The sequence below is a fragment of the Roseobacter sp. HKCCA0434 genome (genome assembly GCF_032464675.1).
In the GTDB taxonomy this organism is placed as follows: Bacteria; Pseudomonadota; Alphaproteobacteria; order Rhodobacterales; family Rhodobacteraceae; genus Pontivivens.
The window spans coordinates 219,051-234,181 of record NZ_JAWDKL010000002.1; the positions used below are offsets into that span (position 1 = coordinate 219,051).

General features: G+C 66.0%; 13 protein-coding genes. 11 read left to right on the top strand and 2 right to left on the bottom strand.

The window, feature by feature from the left end:
• The first annotated feature begins 42 nt into the window (after positions 1–42).
• From RX333_RS02960 to RX333_RS02975, 4 genes are all read left to right on the top strand, one after another.
• A complete protein-coding gene (locus tag RX333_RS02960; RefSeq protein WP_316013424.1) occupies positions 43–1,257 on the top strand; it encodes an acyl-CoA dehydrogenase in 1,215 nt (404 codons plus the stop codon).
• A gap of 79 nt (positions 1,258–1,336) precedes the next feature.
• Positions 1,337–2,437 carry a transferrin-binding protein-like solute binding protein gene (locus RX333_RS02965; RefSeq protein ID WP_316013425.1) on the top strand — a complete coding sequence of 367 codons (1,101 nt, stop codon included), beginning with the start codon at positions 1,337–1,339 and terminating at the stop codon, positions 2,435–2,437.
• Between the two features lie 38 nt (positions 2,438–2,475).
• A complete protein-coding gene (locus RX333_RS02970) occupies positions 2,476–3,765 on the top strand; it encodes a porin family protein (RefSeq protein WP_316013426.1) in 1,290 nt (429 codons plus the stop codon).
• Positions 3,766–4,956 (top strand): TIGR03862 family flavoprotein, encoded by a 1,191-nt coding sequence (locus RX333_RS02975; protein WP_316013427.1) that lies wholly within the window; start codon positions 3,766–3,768, stop codon positions 4,954–4,956. It abuts the gene before it with no gap.
• 18 nt (positions 4,957–4,974) lie between these two features.
• Here the strand turns inward: RX333_RS02975 and RX333_RS02980 are convergent, their stop codons facing one another.
• Together RX333_RS02980 and RX333_RS02985 are read right to left on the bottom strand one after the other, a co-directional pair.
• Positions 4,975–5,277 (bottom strand): GNAT family N-acetyltransferase, encoded by a 303-nt coding sequence (locus RX333_RS02980; RefSeq protein ID WP_316013428.1) that lies wholly within the window; start codon positions 5,275–5,277, stop codon positions 4,975–4,977.
• 57 nt (positions 5,278–5,334) lie between these two features.
• Entirely contained in the window at positions 5,335–7,305 is a 1,971-nt protein-coding gene (locus RX333_RS02985) for a protein meaA (RefSeq protein ID WP_316013429.1), read from the bottom strand.
• Between the two features lie 154 nt (positions 7,306–7,459).
• On the opposite strand from RX333_RS02985, the gene RX333_RS02990 reads away from it, so the two are divergent.
• The 7 genes from RX333_RS02990 (at position 7,460) to RX333_RS03020 (ending at position 15,131) form a co-directional block, all read left to right on the top strand.
• Positions 7,460–8,833, top strand: coding sequence for a 1-acyl-sn-glycerol-3-phosphate acyltransferase (locus tag RX333_RS02990; RefSeq protein ID WP_316013430.1), 1,374 nt, complete (start codon positions 7,460–7,462; stop codon positions 8,831–8,833).
• Positions 8,834–8,962: 129 nt separating this feature from the next.
• Positions 8,963–10,255 (top strand): crotonyl-CoA carboxylase/reductase, encoded by a 1,293-nt coding sequence (ccrA, locus tag RX333_RS02995; protein WP_316013431.1) that lies wholly within the window; start codon positions 8,963–8,965, stop codon positions 10,253–10,255.
• 51 nt (positions 10,256–10,306) lie between these two features.
• Positions 10,307–11,515, top strand: a complete 1,209-nt coding sequence (locus RX333_RS03000; RefSeq protein WP_316013432.1) for a PRC-barrel domain-containing protein — start codon at positions 10,307–10,309, stop codon at positions 11,513–11,515.
• A 102-nt stretch (positions 11,516–11,617) separates the two neighbouring features.
• Positions 11,618–12,244, top strand: a complete 627-nt coding sequence (locus tag RX333_RS03005; RefSeq protein ID WP_316013433.1) for a glutathione S-transferase family protein — start codon at positions 11,618–11,620, stop codon at positions 12,242–12,244.
• 28 nt (positions 12,245–12,272) lie between these two features.
• The gene (locus RX333_RS03010; protein WP_316013434.1) at positions 12,273–13,064 is read left to right on the top strand and encodes a uracil-DNA glycosylase; all 792 of its coding nucleotides are present in this window, start codon (positions 12,273–12,275) and stop codon (positions 13,062–13,064) included.
• A complete protein-coding gene (moaB, locus tag RX333_RS03015) occupies positions 13,061–13,591 on the top strand; it encodes a molybdenum cofactor biosynthesis protein B (RefSeq protein WP_316013435.1) in 531 nt (176 codons plus the stop codon). The genes RX333_RS03010 and moaB overlap by 4 nt, the downstream gene beginning before the upstream one ends.
• A 76-nt stretch (positions 13,592–13,667) precedes the next feature.
• Positions 13,668–15,131 carry an efflux RND transporter periplasmic adaptor subunit gene (locus tag RX333_RS03020; protein WP_316013436.1) on the top strand — a complete coding sequence of 488 codons (1,464 nt, stop codon included), beginning with the start codon at positions 13,668–13,670 and terminating at the stop codon, positions 15,129–15,131.

Consider the following 15,131-nt stretch of genomic DNA (forward strand, 5'->3'; position numbering starts at 1 on the left):
TGCCGCAGGGGCAGGCGATACTGACGGCAAAGGAGACATGACATGCCCGACGGACAGATGACCGGCCACGGCCCCTCGCTCGCCGCGTTCAAGTGGGACGATCCGTTCCTGCTGGACGATCAGCTGACGGAAGAGGAGCGGATGCTGTCGGACAGCGCCCGCGCCTTCGCGCAGGGCAAGCTGCTGCCACGGGTGACGGACGCCTACCTCACCGAGAGCACGGACCCCGCGATCTTCGCCGAGATGGGCGAGATGGGCCTGCTCGGCGCCACGGTGCCTGAGGAATATGGTGGGCTGGGCGCGGGATATGTCAGCTACGGCCTGATCGCACGGGAAGTGGAGCGGATCGACTCGGGCTACCGCTCGATGATGTCGGTGCAGTCGAGCCTGGTGATGTACCCGATCCACGCCTACGGATCGGAGGAGCAGCGGCGCAAGTACCTGCCGAAGCTGGCGAGCGGGGAATGGATCGGTTGTTTCGGCCTGACCGAGCCGGATGCGGGATCGGACCCCGCGGGGATGAAGACCGTCGCCAAGCCGGTCGATGGCGGCTATATCCTGAACGGCGCGAAGATGTGGATCTCGAACTCGCCCATCGCCGACGTCTTCGTCGTCTGGGCCAAGTCCGAGGCGCATGGCGGCAAGATCCGCGGATTTGTGCTGGAGAAGGGCATGAAGGGGCTCTCCGCGCCGAAGATAGGCGGCAAGCTTTCCCTGCGCGCCTCGATCACCGGCGAGATCGTCATGGACGGGGTCGAGGTCGGCGAAGACGCTCTGCTGCCCAATGTGGAGGGGCTCAAGGGCCCGTTCGGCTGCCTCAACCGGGCACGCTACGGCATTTCCTGGGGCACGATGGGCGCGGCGGAGGATTGCTGGCATCGGTCCCGGCAATACGGCCTCGACCGGCTCCAGTTCGGGCGGCCGCTGGCGCAGACGCAGCTGTTCCAGAAGAAGCTCGCCGACATGCAGACCGAGATCGCGCTGGGCCTGCAGGCATCCTTGCGCGTCGGGCGGCTGATGGACGAGGGGCGCGCGGCGCCGGAGATGATCTCGCTCGTCAAGCGCAACAACTGCGGCAAGGCACTCGACATCGCGCGACTGGCCCGGGACATGCACGGCGGCAACGGGATCCAGGCGGAGTACCACGTCATGCGCCACGCGCAGAACCTGGAGACGGTGAACACCTACGAGGGCGCGCATGACGTGCATGCGCTGATCCTGGGACGCGCACAGACTGGACTTCAGGCCTTTTTTTGAGCGACTAACCCTGTAGGGTGTATTGCGGGGGCTGTTTGGCGGGGCATCACGACTCTCGTCAACATGATGGAGCACCACGATGAAGATTGTTCTCTACCCACTTGCCTGCCTTCCCTTCGTCCTCACGGCCTGCGGAGGCGGGGGCGGTGGGCCGACCGTCGCCAACGGCACGCTGCCGATTGCGCCCGTGGATGGCCAATTGATAGCCGTTCAGCTGGGCGCGCAGCAGACCACCCAGTCGGGCGCGGGAGGGGAGACCCTCTACAACACCTCTGCCACCGAGGTTCAGGCGAGCCAGCGTACTTCCGTCGCTTCCCCAATCGAATTCACCGCGAGCGTGGATGAGGATCCCGCCCGGACGCCCGACTCCTTCGGCTCGGCGTCGCGTGCCTACGGTTTCATCGACGTCGATTTCACCGGCCAGCTGGCCGGCGTCGGTGGGACGCCTGCCGAGTTTACCGACCTTACGGACCAGGCTGGCAGCGTCTACTTCGAGAACGGCAACTTCGGCGACCCCGAAAGCTCGACCAGCGCGCAGACCCAGCTTCAGGCCGTCGGCGTGTTCAACCCCGCGCCCATCGGTTCGGACCAGATCGTCCTGTCCGATGTGACGACGCTGCGGGTCGAAAGCTTCGACTCCGGGACCAACGAAGGCGTGTTCGGCGTCGGTTTCGCCGGCAACTACACCCAGAACATGCCGACGACCGGCACCGCCACCTATCGTGCGTTCGTCGAGAACGGGGTCACCCGCTACAACAGCAGCTCGGGCCTGCGCATCATGGGTCTCACGGATCCCGCAAACCGCGGCGCGGCTATCGAAATCGACGCGGATTTCGCGGCATCGACCGTCAATATCGACCTGAACGGATTGCAGCTTCTCGGCCAGAACGCTGCAGGCACTGCCGAGATCGTCCTCAATCCCGATGTGGACGGACTGATCGCGACCGGCGCGATCACTGGCAACACCTTCACCGGCACCGATGCGCGCTTCGTCAATGCAGCCGATGCCGAGGTCGGCACGCGGATCGGATCGCAGATGATCGGTGGTTTCTTCGGGGACGCCGCGGACGAACTGGCATCGGTCGTAATCATCGAGGGTGCCATGAATATCGACGACGGGACCGGCACCGCGTCGCGGGACTACATTTATTCCGTCACCTACGGTGGCGAACGTCAGTGATATCGACGCGTCTGACACGACTGATCGGAGGAGCCGCGTTGCGGCTCCTTCTGATTCTCGCACCTCTGCCCGCCTTCGCTCAGGAAGCGGAGACGGTGCCCTATCTCGACCTCAGCCAGCGCCAGCAGATCGGGGTGATCCGTGGTCTGATCGAAAGCGGACAGTTCGAGGAGGCGCAGTTCCTGCTGGCGAACTCGGTCTTCGACGAGGGCGACTACGGCTATCAGGCGGCCTATCTTCAGGCGATCCTGTGGCGGATCGAAGGCCGGACCGAGGACGCTGCGGCGCTGCTGCGGCAGATCCTCGACGAGCGGCCCGAGTTCCGGCTGGTGCGGCTGGAACTGGCGCAGCTCCTGATAGCGACGGGTCAGCGGGAGGGAGCGGAATTTCACCTGACCATCCTCGCCGACAATTCCGAGACGGCGGGCGAGCGGGAGCAGTTCGAGCGCGTGATCGACGCGGTGTCACCGGATGATAGGCTGAGCTTTTCCAGCTTTCTGACCATCGCGCCGTCGACCAACGTCACCAACGGATCAAGCACGGACACGATCATCCTGAACGGCCTGCCCTTCCGGGTCACGAACAAGGAGGAGTCGGGCGTCGGCCTCTCCTTCGGTGGAACGGCGGTCTACACGGTGCCGCTGGCCGAGCAGCGACAGCTCTATTTCGCGGGTGCCGCGCAGGTCAACGAGTTCTCCGGCGGTGATTTCGATAACCAGATCGCCACCGTGCGCGCCGGGATCCATTTCGGGCCTGTCACGCGCCGCGCGACCGTCGAACTGGTCCGGGACAGGCGCTGGGTCGCGGAGGACGAGAACGACAACGGTCTGGGGCTGCGCCTCGCGGCCAACCGCTCCTTCGGTGACGGGCAAAGGATCGAAACCGAGTACAGCTATATCGACCGCGAATTCGAGAACGCCTTCGACCAGGTCAGCCAACAGGCGGAAGTGACGTATCGGCGGGCATTGGACTCTCGACAGGGGATCAGCGTGGGGCTGTTCGGAGAGCTGCTCGACTCCGAGACCTCCGCCACCAGCTACGATGCATTGGGGGTGCGGCTCGGTGCGTATCGGTCCTTCTCGAACGGCGTTTTGCTCAATGCGGATCTGGAGTACAGCGAGCGGCATTATCGCGGGGTCAACGGGGTGATCGGGACCGAGCGGCAGGACGAGATCTTCCGCGCGCGCATCAGCGGCTTGTCGAACCGCATCACCTTCCGCGGGGTCACACCGCGAGTCGGTCTGACCTACACGAATTTCGACTCGAACCTGCCGATCACGTCCTTCGACGCGCTGGGGGCGGAACTGACGCTGACCCGCCGATTCTGAATGGTCGACGTTCTGGTCATCGGCGGCGGTCCGGCCGGGCTGGCCGCGGCCGAGGTCGCTTCCGCCGCCGGGGCGTCGGTTCTCGTTGCCGAGCAGAAGCCGAGCGTGGGGCGCAAGTTCCTGATGGCGGGCAAGTCGGGCCTGAACCTGACCAAGGCCGAAGCGGTCGGGCGGCTGATCGACGCTTGCGGGGCGGACTGGCTGGCGCCGATGCTGCGCGCCTTCGATGCCGAGGCGGCGCAGAACTGGGCGGGGGGGCTGGGCCAACCCGTCTTCACCGGTTCGAGCGGCCGGGTGTTTCCGACGTCGATGAAGGGCTCCCCGCTGCTGCGGGCTTGGCTCGCCCGGCTCGAGGCGCAGGACGTCGAGATCCGCACGCGCTGGCGCTGGTTGGGTTCGGAGGCGGGCGAGCAGGTTTTCGAAACGCCGGAGGACACGGTGCGCCTCGCGGCGCGCGCGGTGGTCCTCGCCTGCGGCGGTGCATCCTGGGCGCGGCTGGGGTCGGATGGGCGATGGACCGAGCCGGTCGGTTCCCTGGGGGCCGAGATCGCGCCCTTCGCGCCCGCGAATATGGGCTTCGACTGCGACTGGTCGGATCCGATGGCCAGATGGTTCGGCGCACCGGTTAAGGACGTCGGGCTGATTGTCGGTGAACGTCTTTGGCACGGAGAGTTCGTCATATCGCGCCACGGGGTCGAGGGCAGCCTGATCTATGCCGCATCCGCCTGCCTCCGCGATCGGGGCGAGGAGCGGGTGCATCTCGACCTTGCACCGAAACGGAGCGTGGAGGCCCTTGCCGATGCCCTCGCACGACCGCGCGGCAAGGCATCGATCTCGAACCATCTGCGCAAGGCGGCGGGCATCACGGGCGTGAAGGCCGCCCTGCTGCGCGAGGCGGGACCGCTACCTGACGGCGCGTCCGCGCTCGCTGCGCGGATAAAGAGCTGTCCGCTCGCTCTGCAGGGGCCGCGGCCGCTCGATGAGGCGATCTCGGTCGCCGGTGGCATCCGTGCCGAGGCCCTGGACGAACAGCTGATGCTGCGCGCCTGTCCGGGACTGTTCGCGGCCGGGGAAATGCTCGATTGGGAAGCTCCGACCGGCGGCTACCTCCTGACGGCGAGCATGGCGACGGGACGGTGGGCCGGTGCGGCGGCGGCGCAATGGGCCGCGCGGGGTGGACGCGCGTCGTGACGCGCGCCCGGCTCGAGGTCAGTTGGTCTCGAAATAATCCGCCCAATCGGGATGCTTGGCGCGCTCGGCGTTCACGAAGGGGCAGAGCGGCAGGATCTTGAAGCCTTCTTCCTTCGCATCCGCGACGAAGCGCTCCACCATCGCGTGGCCAACGCCGGAACCACGAAGCGGATCGGGCACGACCGTATGATCCGCGATGCGCAGCTTGGGCGAGGTGATGGTGTAGGCGAGTTCCGCCTCCACCCCGTCGAGATCCCAGGTGTACCGGCCGCGGCCGTCCAGATCCTCGCGCTTGATGTCCTTGGGGTCGATGGTCGCCATGTGAAGTCCTCCTGTTTCGGGAGGGACAGCTAGGCGGCGCGGACGCGCCGTCCAGCGTTACTCTGCGGCGATGCCCTCGCCGGGATCGACCAGTTCGACGATATCGAACATGATGCGGTTCAGTTCGAAATCCTTGGGCGTGTAGACGCGGGCGACGCCCTGGGCGCGCAGGCGGGTTGCATCCTCCTCCGGGATGATGCCGCCGACGATGACCGGAACGTCGAGATCGGCGTCCCTGAGCCGGGTCATCACGTCCTCGACCAGCGGCAGATGGGAGCCGGAAAGGATCGACAGCCCGATCACATGCGCGCGCCCGTCGCGGGCAGAGTCCACGATCTGCTCGGGCGTCAGGCGGATGCCCTCGTAGATCACGTCCATGCCGCCGTCGCGGGCACGGCAGGCGATCTGTTCCGCGCCGTTGGAGTGGCCGTCGAGACCGGGCTTGCCGACGAGGAAGGTCAGCGGGCGACCCAAACGGGCGGCGGCCCGACCCACGGCTTCGCGCAGCGGGTCCAGTCCGGTCGCGGCATTGCTGACCGATTTCGAGACACCCGTCGGCGCGCGATACTCGCCGAACTCGGCACGGATGGCCGTGCCCCACTCGCCGGTCGTCACCCCGGCCTTCGCGCAGGCGATCGACGCGGGCATGATGTTGCGGCCTTCGCGCGCGGCCTCGCGCAGGTCGGTGAGCGCGCGCCGCACGGCGAGGTCGTCGCGAGCCGCGCGCCACTGTTCCAGCCGCGCGATCTGATCGGCCTCGACTGCGGGATCGACGGTCATGATGCCGCCCTGCTCATCCACCAGCGGCGAGGGCTCGCCGCCGGTGAAGGCATTGACGCCGATCACCTTTGTCTCGCCCCCCTCGATGCGGCCCAGCCGGACGGAGTTCGATTCGACCAGCCGCGATTTCATGTAGTCGATGGAGGCGACCGCCCCGCCCATCTTGTCGATGCGTGCCAGTTCCTGCCGCGCGCCGGACTTCAGCTCCTCGACCTTGGCATCCACCACGGGGTTGCCGTCGAAGAGGTCGTCATATTCCAGAAGGTCCGTCTCGAAGGCGAGGATCTGCTGCATCCTCAGCGACCATTGCTGGTCCCACGGACGTGGCAGGCCGAGCGCCTCGTTCCAGGCGGGCAGCTGCACGGCGCGGGCGCGAGCGTTCTTGGAGAGCGTCACGGCCAGCATCTCGATCAGGATGCGGTAGACGTTGTTCTCCGGCTGCTGCTCGGTCAGGCCGAGGGAGTTGACCTGCACGCCATAACGGAAGCGCCGCAGCTTGGGATCGTCGACGCCGTAGCGTTCGCGGCAGATCTCGTCCCACAGGTCGACGAAGGCGCGCATCTTGCACATCTCGGTCACGAAGCGAATGCCCGCGTTGACGAAGAAGGAGATGCGCGCGACCAGTCCGGGGAAATCCGCCTCGGCCACGCGCGGGCGCACCTCGTCCAGCACCGCGGTGGCGGTGGCGAGCGCGAAGGCCAGCTCCTGCTCGGGCGTCGCGCCGGCTTCCTGCAGGTGGTAGGAACACACGTTCATCGGGTTCCACTTGGGCACGTTGGAATAGCAGTATTCCGCGATGTCGCCGATCAACCGCAGGCTTGGTTCGGGCGGGAAAACGTAGGTACCGCGCGACAGGTATTCCTTGATGATATCGTTCTGCACCGTGCCCTTCAGGGTCGAGACCTCGACGCCCTGCTCCTCGGCCACGGTGATGTAGAGCGCCAGCAGCCAGGCCGCCGTCGCGTTGATCGTCATCGAGGTGTTCATCTGGTCGAGCGGGATCTGGTCGAACAACGTGCGCATGTCGCCCAGATGGCTGATCGGCACGCCGACCTTGCCGACCTCGCCGCGCGCAAGCACGTGATCGCTGTCATACCCCGTCTGTGTCGGCAAGTCGAAGGCGACCGATAGACCCGTCTGCCCCTTTTCCAGGTTCGAGCGGTAAAGAGCATTCGATGCGGTCGCCGTGGAGTGCCCCGCATAGGTGCGGAACAGCCAGGGGCGGTCTTTACGCGGGGCGTCGGTCATGGTTGGCCTCGTTTGCTGCACTGCACCCGTAGATACGACGTGATACATTGTTGCGCAATCCAAATGCGCAGGGGAATTTTCGTGCAGGCTGAAATTTCCGCAGCGGAAAGCTACGGCGCTTTACCCCGTGCGCCGGGCGGGTCAAGTTGAGCGGATGTTGCAGACGATCGAACTTCCGGTATGGCTCGTGGTGCTGGGGGGACTCGCCCTCGCCGTCGCGGTGTTGAACCGGGTGCTGGTGCCGTCGGTCCGCTGGTTCTTTCGCAAATGGTTCAACACGGCGCTGAAGCGCGCGAGCGAACGCCTGCAACGCCCGATCAAGCCGTTCAGCCTGACAAAGCGCCAGGTTCTGGTGGACCGTCTGACCTATGACCCGGAAGTCATGGAGGCGGTCGAGAGCGCGGCGCAGGAGCGGGGCATCCCGCGCGAGGTCGCGGCGGAGGAGGCAGCGCGCTATGCGCGGGAAATCGTGCCGAGCTTTTCCGCCGCCACCTATTTCCTGTTCGGCGTCAAGCTGAGCCGCTGGATCGCGCAGGCCCTTTACCGCGTCCGCCTGGGCGAGAGCGAGGAGGCCGAGCTTTCGCGAATCGACGCGGACGCGACGGTGATTTTCGTGATGAACCATCGGTCCAATATGGATTACCTGCTGGTCACCTATCTGGCGAGCGAGCGAACGTCGCTGAGCTACGCAGCGGGCGAATGGGCGCGGGTCTGGCCGTTGGAACAACTGGCCAAGGCAATGGGCGCGTTCTTCATCCGCCGCAAGTCCGAGAACCCCCTCTACCGTCGGGTCTTGGCGCGATACGTGCAGATGGCGACCGAAGGGGGGGTCACGCAGGCCGTGTTCCCGGAAGGCGGGTTGAGCCGGGACGGGGGGCTGCGACCGCCCAAGCTGGGGTTGCTGAGCTACATCCTGCACAGCTTCGATCCGGATGGCGCGCGCGACGTGATCTTCGTCCCCGTGGGTTTGAACTATGATCGCGTGCTGGAGGACCGGATCCTCGTGGGCGCCGAGGTGGACGAGAAGGGCCGACCACGGTTCCGCGCAAAGATTTCCACGGCGCTGTGGTTCTTCCTGCGGCATTTGTGGCTGCGGCTGCGCGGCAAGTGGACGAAGTTCGGCTATGCGAGTGTCAGCTTCGGGGCGCCGATCTCACTGAAGCACGCGTTGGCCGAGGGCGCCTCGGATCCCGAAGCGCTGGGGAGGGAGCTGATCGGAGCCGTGGGCGCGGTTGTGCCTATCCTGCCGGTGCCACTGGTGGCGCAGGTGATGCTGGAGGATGGCGCGCCGATGGCGCGGGCGACGATCCAGCGGCGTGCGGCCGCCCTGCGCGACAAGCTGCTGGAAAGCGGAGCACATATGCACATTCCGCGCGGCGATTTCGACTATGCTGTCGAAGTCGGGCTGCGTGGGCTGGTGCGTCGCCGCATCTTGCGCTGCGAGGGCGAACTCTACACGGCCGATTCGGGAGAAGACGCGCTTTTGCGCTACTACGCCCGGTCGATAGCGCACCTTCTACCTGCCTGACCTCACGACATTCCTGCTGCACTGCACACAGAAACGGCTTGCTTCCTGCGCAATTCGATTGCATCAATGCATCACGCATTGAACTTTTATTGCGCAAGATTGTTGCGACATCAGTATGAGGAAATGACAATGGCACCGCTGGACGCCCCGCTCGAGACCGGCCCGCAGGCCGGTGAGAAGAAAGCCCTCTACGAAGTGGGCGAGATCCCGCCCTTGGGCCACGTGCCCGAGCAGATGTACGCCTGGACCATCCGCCGTGAGCGGCATGGCGAACCGGACAAGGCCTTCGAGGTCGAGGTCGTGGACGTGCCCAAGCTCGACAGCCACGAGGTGCTGGTCTTCGTCATGGCGGCGGGCGTGAACTACAACGGCGTCTGGGCCGGAAAGGGCGAGCCGATCTCGCCCTTCGACGGGCATGGTGCCGACTACCACATCGCGGGCTCCGACGCGTCCGGCATCATCTGGGCCGTCGGTGACAAGGTGAAGCGCTGGAAGGTCGGCGACGAGGTCGTTATCCATTGCAACCAGGACGATGGCGACGACGAAGAGTGCAATGGCGGCGACCCGATGATGTCGCCCAGCCAGCGCATCTGGGGCTACGAGACGCCCGACGGCTCCTTCGCGCAATTCACGAACGTCCAGGCGCAACAGCTGATGGAGCGTCCGCAGCACCTGACCTGGGAGGAGGCCGCCTGCTACACGCTGACGCTGGCCACCGCCTACCGGATGCTGTTCGGCCACCACCCGCATGAGCTGAAGCCCGGCCAGAACGTGCTGGTCTGGGGCGCGTCGGGCGGCCTCGGGTCTTACGCGATCCAGCTGATCAACGCGGCCGGTGCCAATGCGATCGGCGTGATCTCGGACGAATCGAAGCGCGATTTCGTCATGGGTCTCGGCGCGAAGGGCGTCATCAACCGCAAGGATTTCGATTGCTGGGGCCAGCTTCCCACCGTGAACACTCCCGAATATGCGGCGTGGTTCAAGGAGGCCCGCCGCTTCGGCAAGGCGATCTGGGAGTTCACCGGCAAGGGCAACAACGTCGACATCGTGTTCGAACATCCGGGCGAGGCGACCTTCCCCGTCTCGAACCTGGTGGTGAAGCGCGGTGGCATGGTCGTGATCTGCGCGGGCACCTCCGGCTTCAACACCACCTTCGACGTGCGCTACATGTGGATGCACCAGAAGCGTCTGCAGGGCAGCCACTTCGCCAACCTCAAGCAGGCCTCGGCGGCCAACAAGCTGATGCTGGAGCGGCGGCTCGATCCGTGTATGTCCGAGGTGTTCGAGTGGAAGGACCTTCCGGCCGCGCACACCAAGATGCTGCGCAACGAGCACAAGCCGGGCAACATGTCCGTCCTTGTCTCTGCGCCGCAGACCGGGCTGCGCACCTTCGAGGATACGATCGAGGCGGCCAAGGGCTGACCCTTTCAAGACACGGCCGGCGACTATTTCGTCGGCCGTGCTTTAACCTCAGTGAACTTTTTCGAACCCGTCGGCGTTTACCAACCGAGAGCCCGAAAACGGCTCCGAAGAGTTTGTGAACAACCGATTGGGGTTAATTCAATGAAGAAGTTTATGATCAGCACTGCCGTGGCTGCAGCGATGGCGACCACCGCCTACGCGCAGGACGCGAACATTTCCTATATGGAAACCGCCGATGCAGAGGCCCTGATGGCCTCGAACCTTCTGGGCGCACGCGTGTACGCCACCGAAGGTGAGGACATCGCCTATTCCGCCGGCATGGAAGCCGAGTGGGACGACATCGGCGAGATCAACGACGTGATCGTCGCCCGTGACGGTTCCATCGAAGGCATCATCCTGGGTGTCGGTGGCTTCCTCGGCATGGGCGAGAAGGACGTCGCCGTCTCGATGGACGACCTGCAATTCGTGTCCGATGGTGAAGAGTCCGACGACTACTTCATCGTGGTGAACACGACCGCCGAAGCTCTTGAAGCCGCGCCCGAGTTCATGACCGCGACGGAACTGGCCGCTGCCGAGGAAATGCGCGCCGAGGAAGATGCGATCGCAGCCGTGGAAGCCGAAGGCGACATGGACGGCGACGGCATGACGACCGGCGACGGCATGACCACGATGGAGACCGCGGACAGCGACTCCGAGATGATGACGGATGGCGAGACCGAGATGACGGCTGACGCCGAAACCGAGGCCGAAGCCGAGGTGGAAATCGTCGAGACCGAGACCGACGCCGAGGTCGAGACCGAGATGGCCGACGCCGAAGCCGAAGTCGAGACCGAGATGAACGAGGTCGAGACCGAGATCGTCGAAGCCGGTGAAGAGATCGAAGCCGAAGGCGAAGAGCTCGCAGCCGATGCCGACGCGATGGCGGACGATGCCGGTGAAGAAATGGCAGAGGCCAACGAAGCGATGGATACCGAGATGGAAGGCTTCACCGAAGTCGACATCGCGACCGTCGAAAATGAGCGCATGATCGGAACGTCGGTCTATACCACCGCAGACAACGAGAATGTCGGCGAGATCGGTGAAGTGCTCGAAGAAGGTGCCGTGATCGAAGTCGGCGGGTTCCTCGGCCTGGGCGAGAAGCCTGTCCTGATCCCGCTCGATGAGCTGAGCGTGATGGCCGGTGCCGATGGCGAACTGCGCGTCTATGTCGATGCGTCCGAGGCCACGCTGGAAGAGATGCCGGAATACGAAGCTGAATAATCCCCGGCTTACGTAGCGAAATTGAGGGCCGCCCCGCCGGGGTGGCCCTTTTTCTTTGCGCTGTAGCCAGCAAGGATGTCGGATGCCGTTACAGGAGGACACATGCTGCCAGAACCCGTCATGCTTTACGACACGCCGCGCGCGCCCAACCCGCGTCGCGTACGAATCTTCCTCGCAGAGAAGGGGATCGAACTGCCGACCACGCCGGTCGACATCATGGCCGGCGAGCAGTTTCGCGACTACCGTGAGCGCGTCGGCTCGCACAATGTCCCGGCGCTCGAACTGTCCGACGGCACGGTTCTGACCGAGACGGTCACGATCTGTCGGTATCTCGAATCGATCCATCCCACGCCGAACCTGCTGGGCGAGGATGCGCTCGAAGCCGCCCGCATCGAGATGTGGAGCCGTCGGATGGAGTTCCAGCTGATGATGCCGGTCGCCTTCGTGGCCCGCCACGGCATCCCGGCGATGGGAGTGCTCGAACATGGCGAACAGTGCCCGGAATGGGCCGCGGCGAACGGGCCTCGGGTCGACGCGGCACTCGTCTGGCTGGAGGAGGCGTTGAGCGGTCGGGACTGGCTGGCCTCGGACCGGTTCACACTGGCCGACATCACGGCCTTTGCGACATTGGGGTTCATGCGGTTGATCAAGAAGCGGGTGCCCGAGGATCATGCGGCGACGCAGGCGTGGCTCTCCCGCTGCGCGGACCGTGGAACGATGGTGGACTAGGGACGGGCCGCGCCCCTAGATTGCCCGGATGATTCACACGGATCCAGAAGCCCTGCTCGCCGCGCTCGCCTGGCAGGTCGATCTCGGCGCGGACGAGGCGATCGGCGATGCGCCGGTCGACCGGTTTGCGCCGCCCGAACCCGTCGAGACGGCGGAGGCGGTGGCCGCCCCCTCCGTCACGAAGCCTGCGAAACCCGATAGCGGCGCCCCGGACGCGGCCACCCAGGCGACCGTCCTCGCGTCCGCCGCGACCACCCTCGCCGATTTGCGCGCGGCGATGGAGGGGTTCGAGGGCTGCGATCTGCGACACGGCGCCCGGAATTTCGTCTTCAGCGACGGTTTCGCGGCGGCCGATCTGATGATCGTGGGGGAGGCTCCGGGGCGCGAGGAGGATCGCGAGGGCCGCCCCTTCGTCGGCCGTTCGGGGCAGCTTCTCGACCGGATGCTGGCCGCGATCGGACGCGACCGGACGGCGGATACGGCGGGGCAGGGGGTCTACATCACCAACGTGCTGCCCTGGCGCCCACCTGCCAATCGCGACCCCAGCAAGGACGAGATGGCGATGATGAAACCCTTTCTCCTGCGCCATATCGAGCTGGCCGCGCCGCGTGCCTTGTTACTACTGGGCAACTCCGCGATGAAGACGTTGTTCGAGACTGAGCGGGGCATCACCGCGATGCGCGGTACCTGGCACGAGGTCGCGGGCGTACCCGCGATCGCGTCGTTCCATCCCGCGGCGCTGCTGCGCAACGGGCTCAACAAGCGGCCCGCCTGGGCCGACCTGCTCGACCTCAAGGCGAAGCTGGAGGCCACGGAATGAGCGAACGCGAATTCATACCCCTGAGGATCGCGGTCATGACCGTGTCCGATACGCGGACAGAGGGTGACGACCGCTCGGGCGACACGTTGGCCGACCGGATCGAGCGCGCGGGCCATTTGATCGCCGCTCGGATGATCGTAAAGGACGACCGCTCGGCGATCACGGCCGCCCTGCACGACTGGGCGGCCGATCCCAAGATCGACGTGATCCTGTCCACCGGCGGCACCGGGCTCACCGGCCGGGACTTGACGGTCGAGGCGCATCGCGATCTCTACGAGAAGGAGATCGATGCCTTTTCGACCCTGTTCACGATGATTTCGGTGCAGAAGATCGGCACATCCGCCGTGCAATCGCGCGCCTGCGGCGGTGTGGCGCAGGGGACCTACATCTTCGCGCTGCCCGGTTCTCCCTCCGCCTGTCGGGATGCCTGGGACGAGATATTGGTGCATCAGCTCGACTACAGGCACAAGCCGTGCAATTTCGTCGAGATCATGCCGCGGCTCGACGAGCATATGCGCCGCAAATAAATCCTGCGCGAGGCGACGGACTCCGGCCCCGGTCTACGTATAGACTCCGGTAACGTTTGTAACCTCCGGGACATTCATGCGATTCATCCTGCGCGCTTTGATCGGACTGTTCCTGCTGTGCGCCTCGCTCGGCCTGATCGGCTATGGCGTGATCACGATCGCGCAGTCGCGCATGGCGGATGAGGGTGGAGGTCCGCCGCGCGGACGGGGCGGGCAGGAGCGGACCTATACCGTCCCGGTGGAGACGATCACCCTGGGCAGGGCCGAGCCGCGCATCACCAGCTACGGCACGGTGGAAAGCGTGAGGACGCTGGAACTGCGTGCCCCGGCCAGTGGTGTTCTGGTCGATCTCGCGGCTGATTTCCGCAACGGGGCGGAGATCTCGGAAGGTGCGCTGCTGTTCGAGATCGATCCTGCCGATGCCCGTGCCGTGCGCGACCGCGCCGCCGCCGTCGTGCAGGAGGCCGAGGCAGCCCTGCGCGAGGCCCGCGCCGCGCGTGATCTGGCCGAGGACGAGCTCGGCGCCGCGATCAGCCAGCGCGAACTGCGCGATGCCGCCCTCGCGCGTCAGCGCGATCTGGAGGCGCGGGGCGTCGGTACCTCCGCCACGACCGAAGCCGCGGAACTCGCCGCCAGCCAGGCGGAGCAGACCGTACTGTCGCGCAGGCAGGCGGTGCTGACCCAGGACGCCGCGATCAATCGGGCCGACACCACGCTATCGCGAGCGCGGATCGACCTCGCGGAGGCCGAACGGCGCCTCGACGACACCCGCTTTCGTGCGCCATTTGCCGGGCTTCTTGCGGATGTCACAGCGGTACCGGGCCGCCGTGTCCAGATGAACGAGCAGCTTGGCCTGCTGATCGACCCGACTGCGCTGGAAGTTGCCTTTCAGGTGACCACGGCCCAGTTCGCGCGGATGCTGGACGATGCGGGCCGCCTGCGTCCGCTCGATGTGCAGATCGGTCTCGACGCGGAGGGGATGCGGCTCGATGGGCAACTCGTGCGCTCGGACGCGCAGGTGCGGGAGGGCGAGACGGGGCGCCGGGTCTTCGCTCGCCTGACCGGCGAGGGTGCGGCGGTGCTGCGCCCCGGCGATTTCGTCACGGTCTCGATCGCCGAGCCGCCGCTCGACGATGTCGCAACCGTGCCCGCCGCCGCCGTGACGACCGATGATACGTTGCTGCTGCTCGACGGGACCGGACGGCTCGAGGCGATCGCCGTCGAGGTGCTGCGCCGCCAGCGCGACGAGGTGATCCTACGGGGCCCCTCCGACGGCGCGCGCTACGTTGCCGAGGCGCGGCCCCAGCTCGGCCCGGGCGTAGCGGTTGAGCCGCTGCGCACCGCGGCGGAGGTCGCGGCCACTGCGGCGCTGCCCGATACGATCGCGCTCGACCCCGACCGACGCGCACGGTTGCGTGCCTTCGTCGAGGGCAACCCGCGCATGCCCGATGCGGTCCGCACCCGCACGCTGGCCGAGCTCGACGAGGAAGAGGTCCCTCGCGCCACCGTCGAGCGCATCGAAGCGCGGATGGGAGGCTGA

Bases quoted from the DNA above. Each gene is read 5' to 3' on its own strand.
- RX333_RS02960 (WP_316013424.1), top strand. From the start codon at position 43: ATGCCCGACGGACAGATGACCGGCCACGGCCCCTCGCTCGCCGCGTTC.
- RX333_RS02965 (WP_316013425.1), top strand. From the start codon at position 1,337: ATGAAGATTGTTCTCTACCCACTTGCCTGCCTTCCCTTCGTCCTCACG.
- RX333_RS02975 (WP_316013427.1), top strand. From the start codon at position 3,766: ATGGTCGACGTTCTGGTCATCGGCGGCGGTCCGGCCGGGCTGGCCGCG.
- RX333_RS02980 (WP_316013428.1), bottom strand. From the start codon at position 5,277: ATGGCGACCATCGACCCCAAGGACATCAAGCGCGAGGATCTGGACGGC.
- RX333_RS02985 (WP_316013429.1), bottom strand. From the start codon at position 7,305: ATGACCGACGCCCCGCGTAAAGACCGCCCCTGGCTGTTCCGCACCTAT.
- RX333_RS02990 (WP_316013430.1), top strand. From the start codon at position 7,460: ATGTTGCAGACGATCGAACTTCCGGTATGGCTCGTGGTGCTGGGGGGA.
- ccrA (WP_316013431.1), top strand. From the start codon at position 8,963: ATGGCACCGCTGGACGCCCCGCTCGAGACCGGCCCGCAGGCCGGTGAG.
- RX333_RS03005 (WP_316013433.1), top strand. From the start codon at position 11,618: ATGCTGCCAGAACCCGTCATGCTTTACGACACGCCGCGCGCGCCCAAC.
- RX333_RS03010 (WP_316013434.1), top strand. From the start codon at position 12,273: ATGATTCACACGGATCCAGAAGCCCTGCTCGCCGCGCTCGCCTGGCAG.
- moaB (WP_316013435.1), top strand. From the start codon at position 13,061: ATGAGCGAACGCGAATTCATACCCCTGAGGATCGCGGTCATGACCGTG.
- RX333_RS03020 (WP_316013436.1), top strand. From the start codon at position 13,668: ATGCGATTCATCCTGCGCGCTTTGATCGGACTGTTCCTGCTGTGCGCC.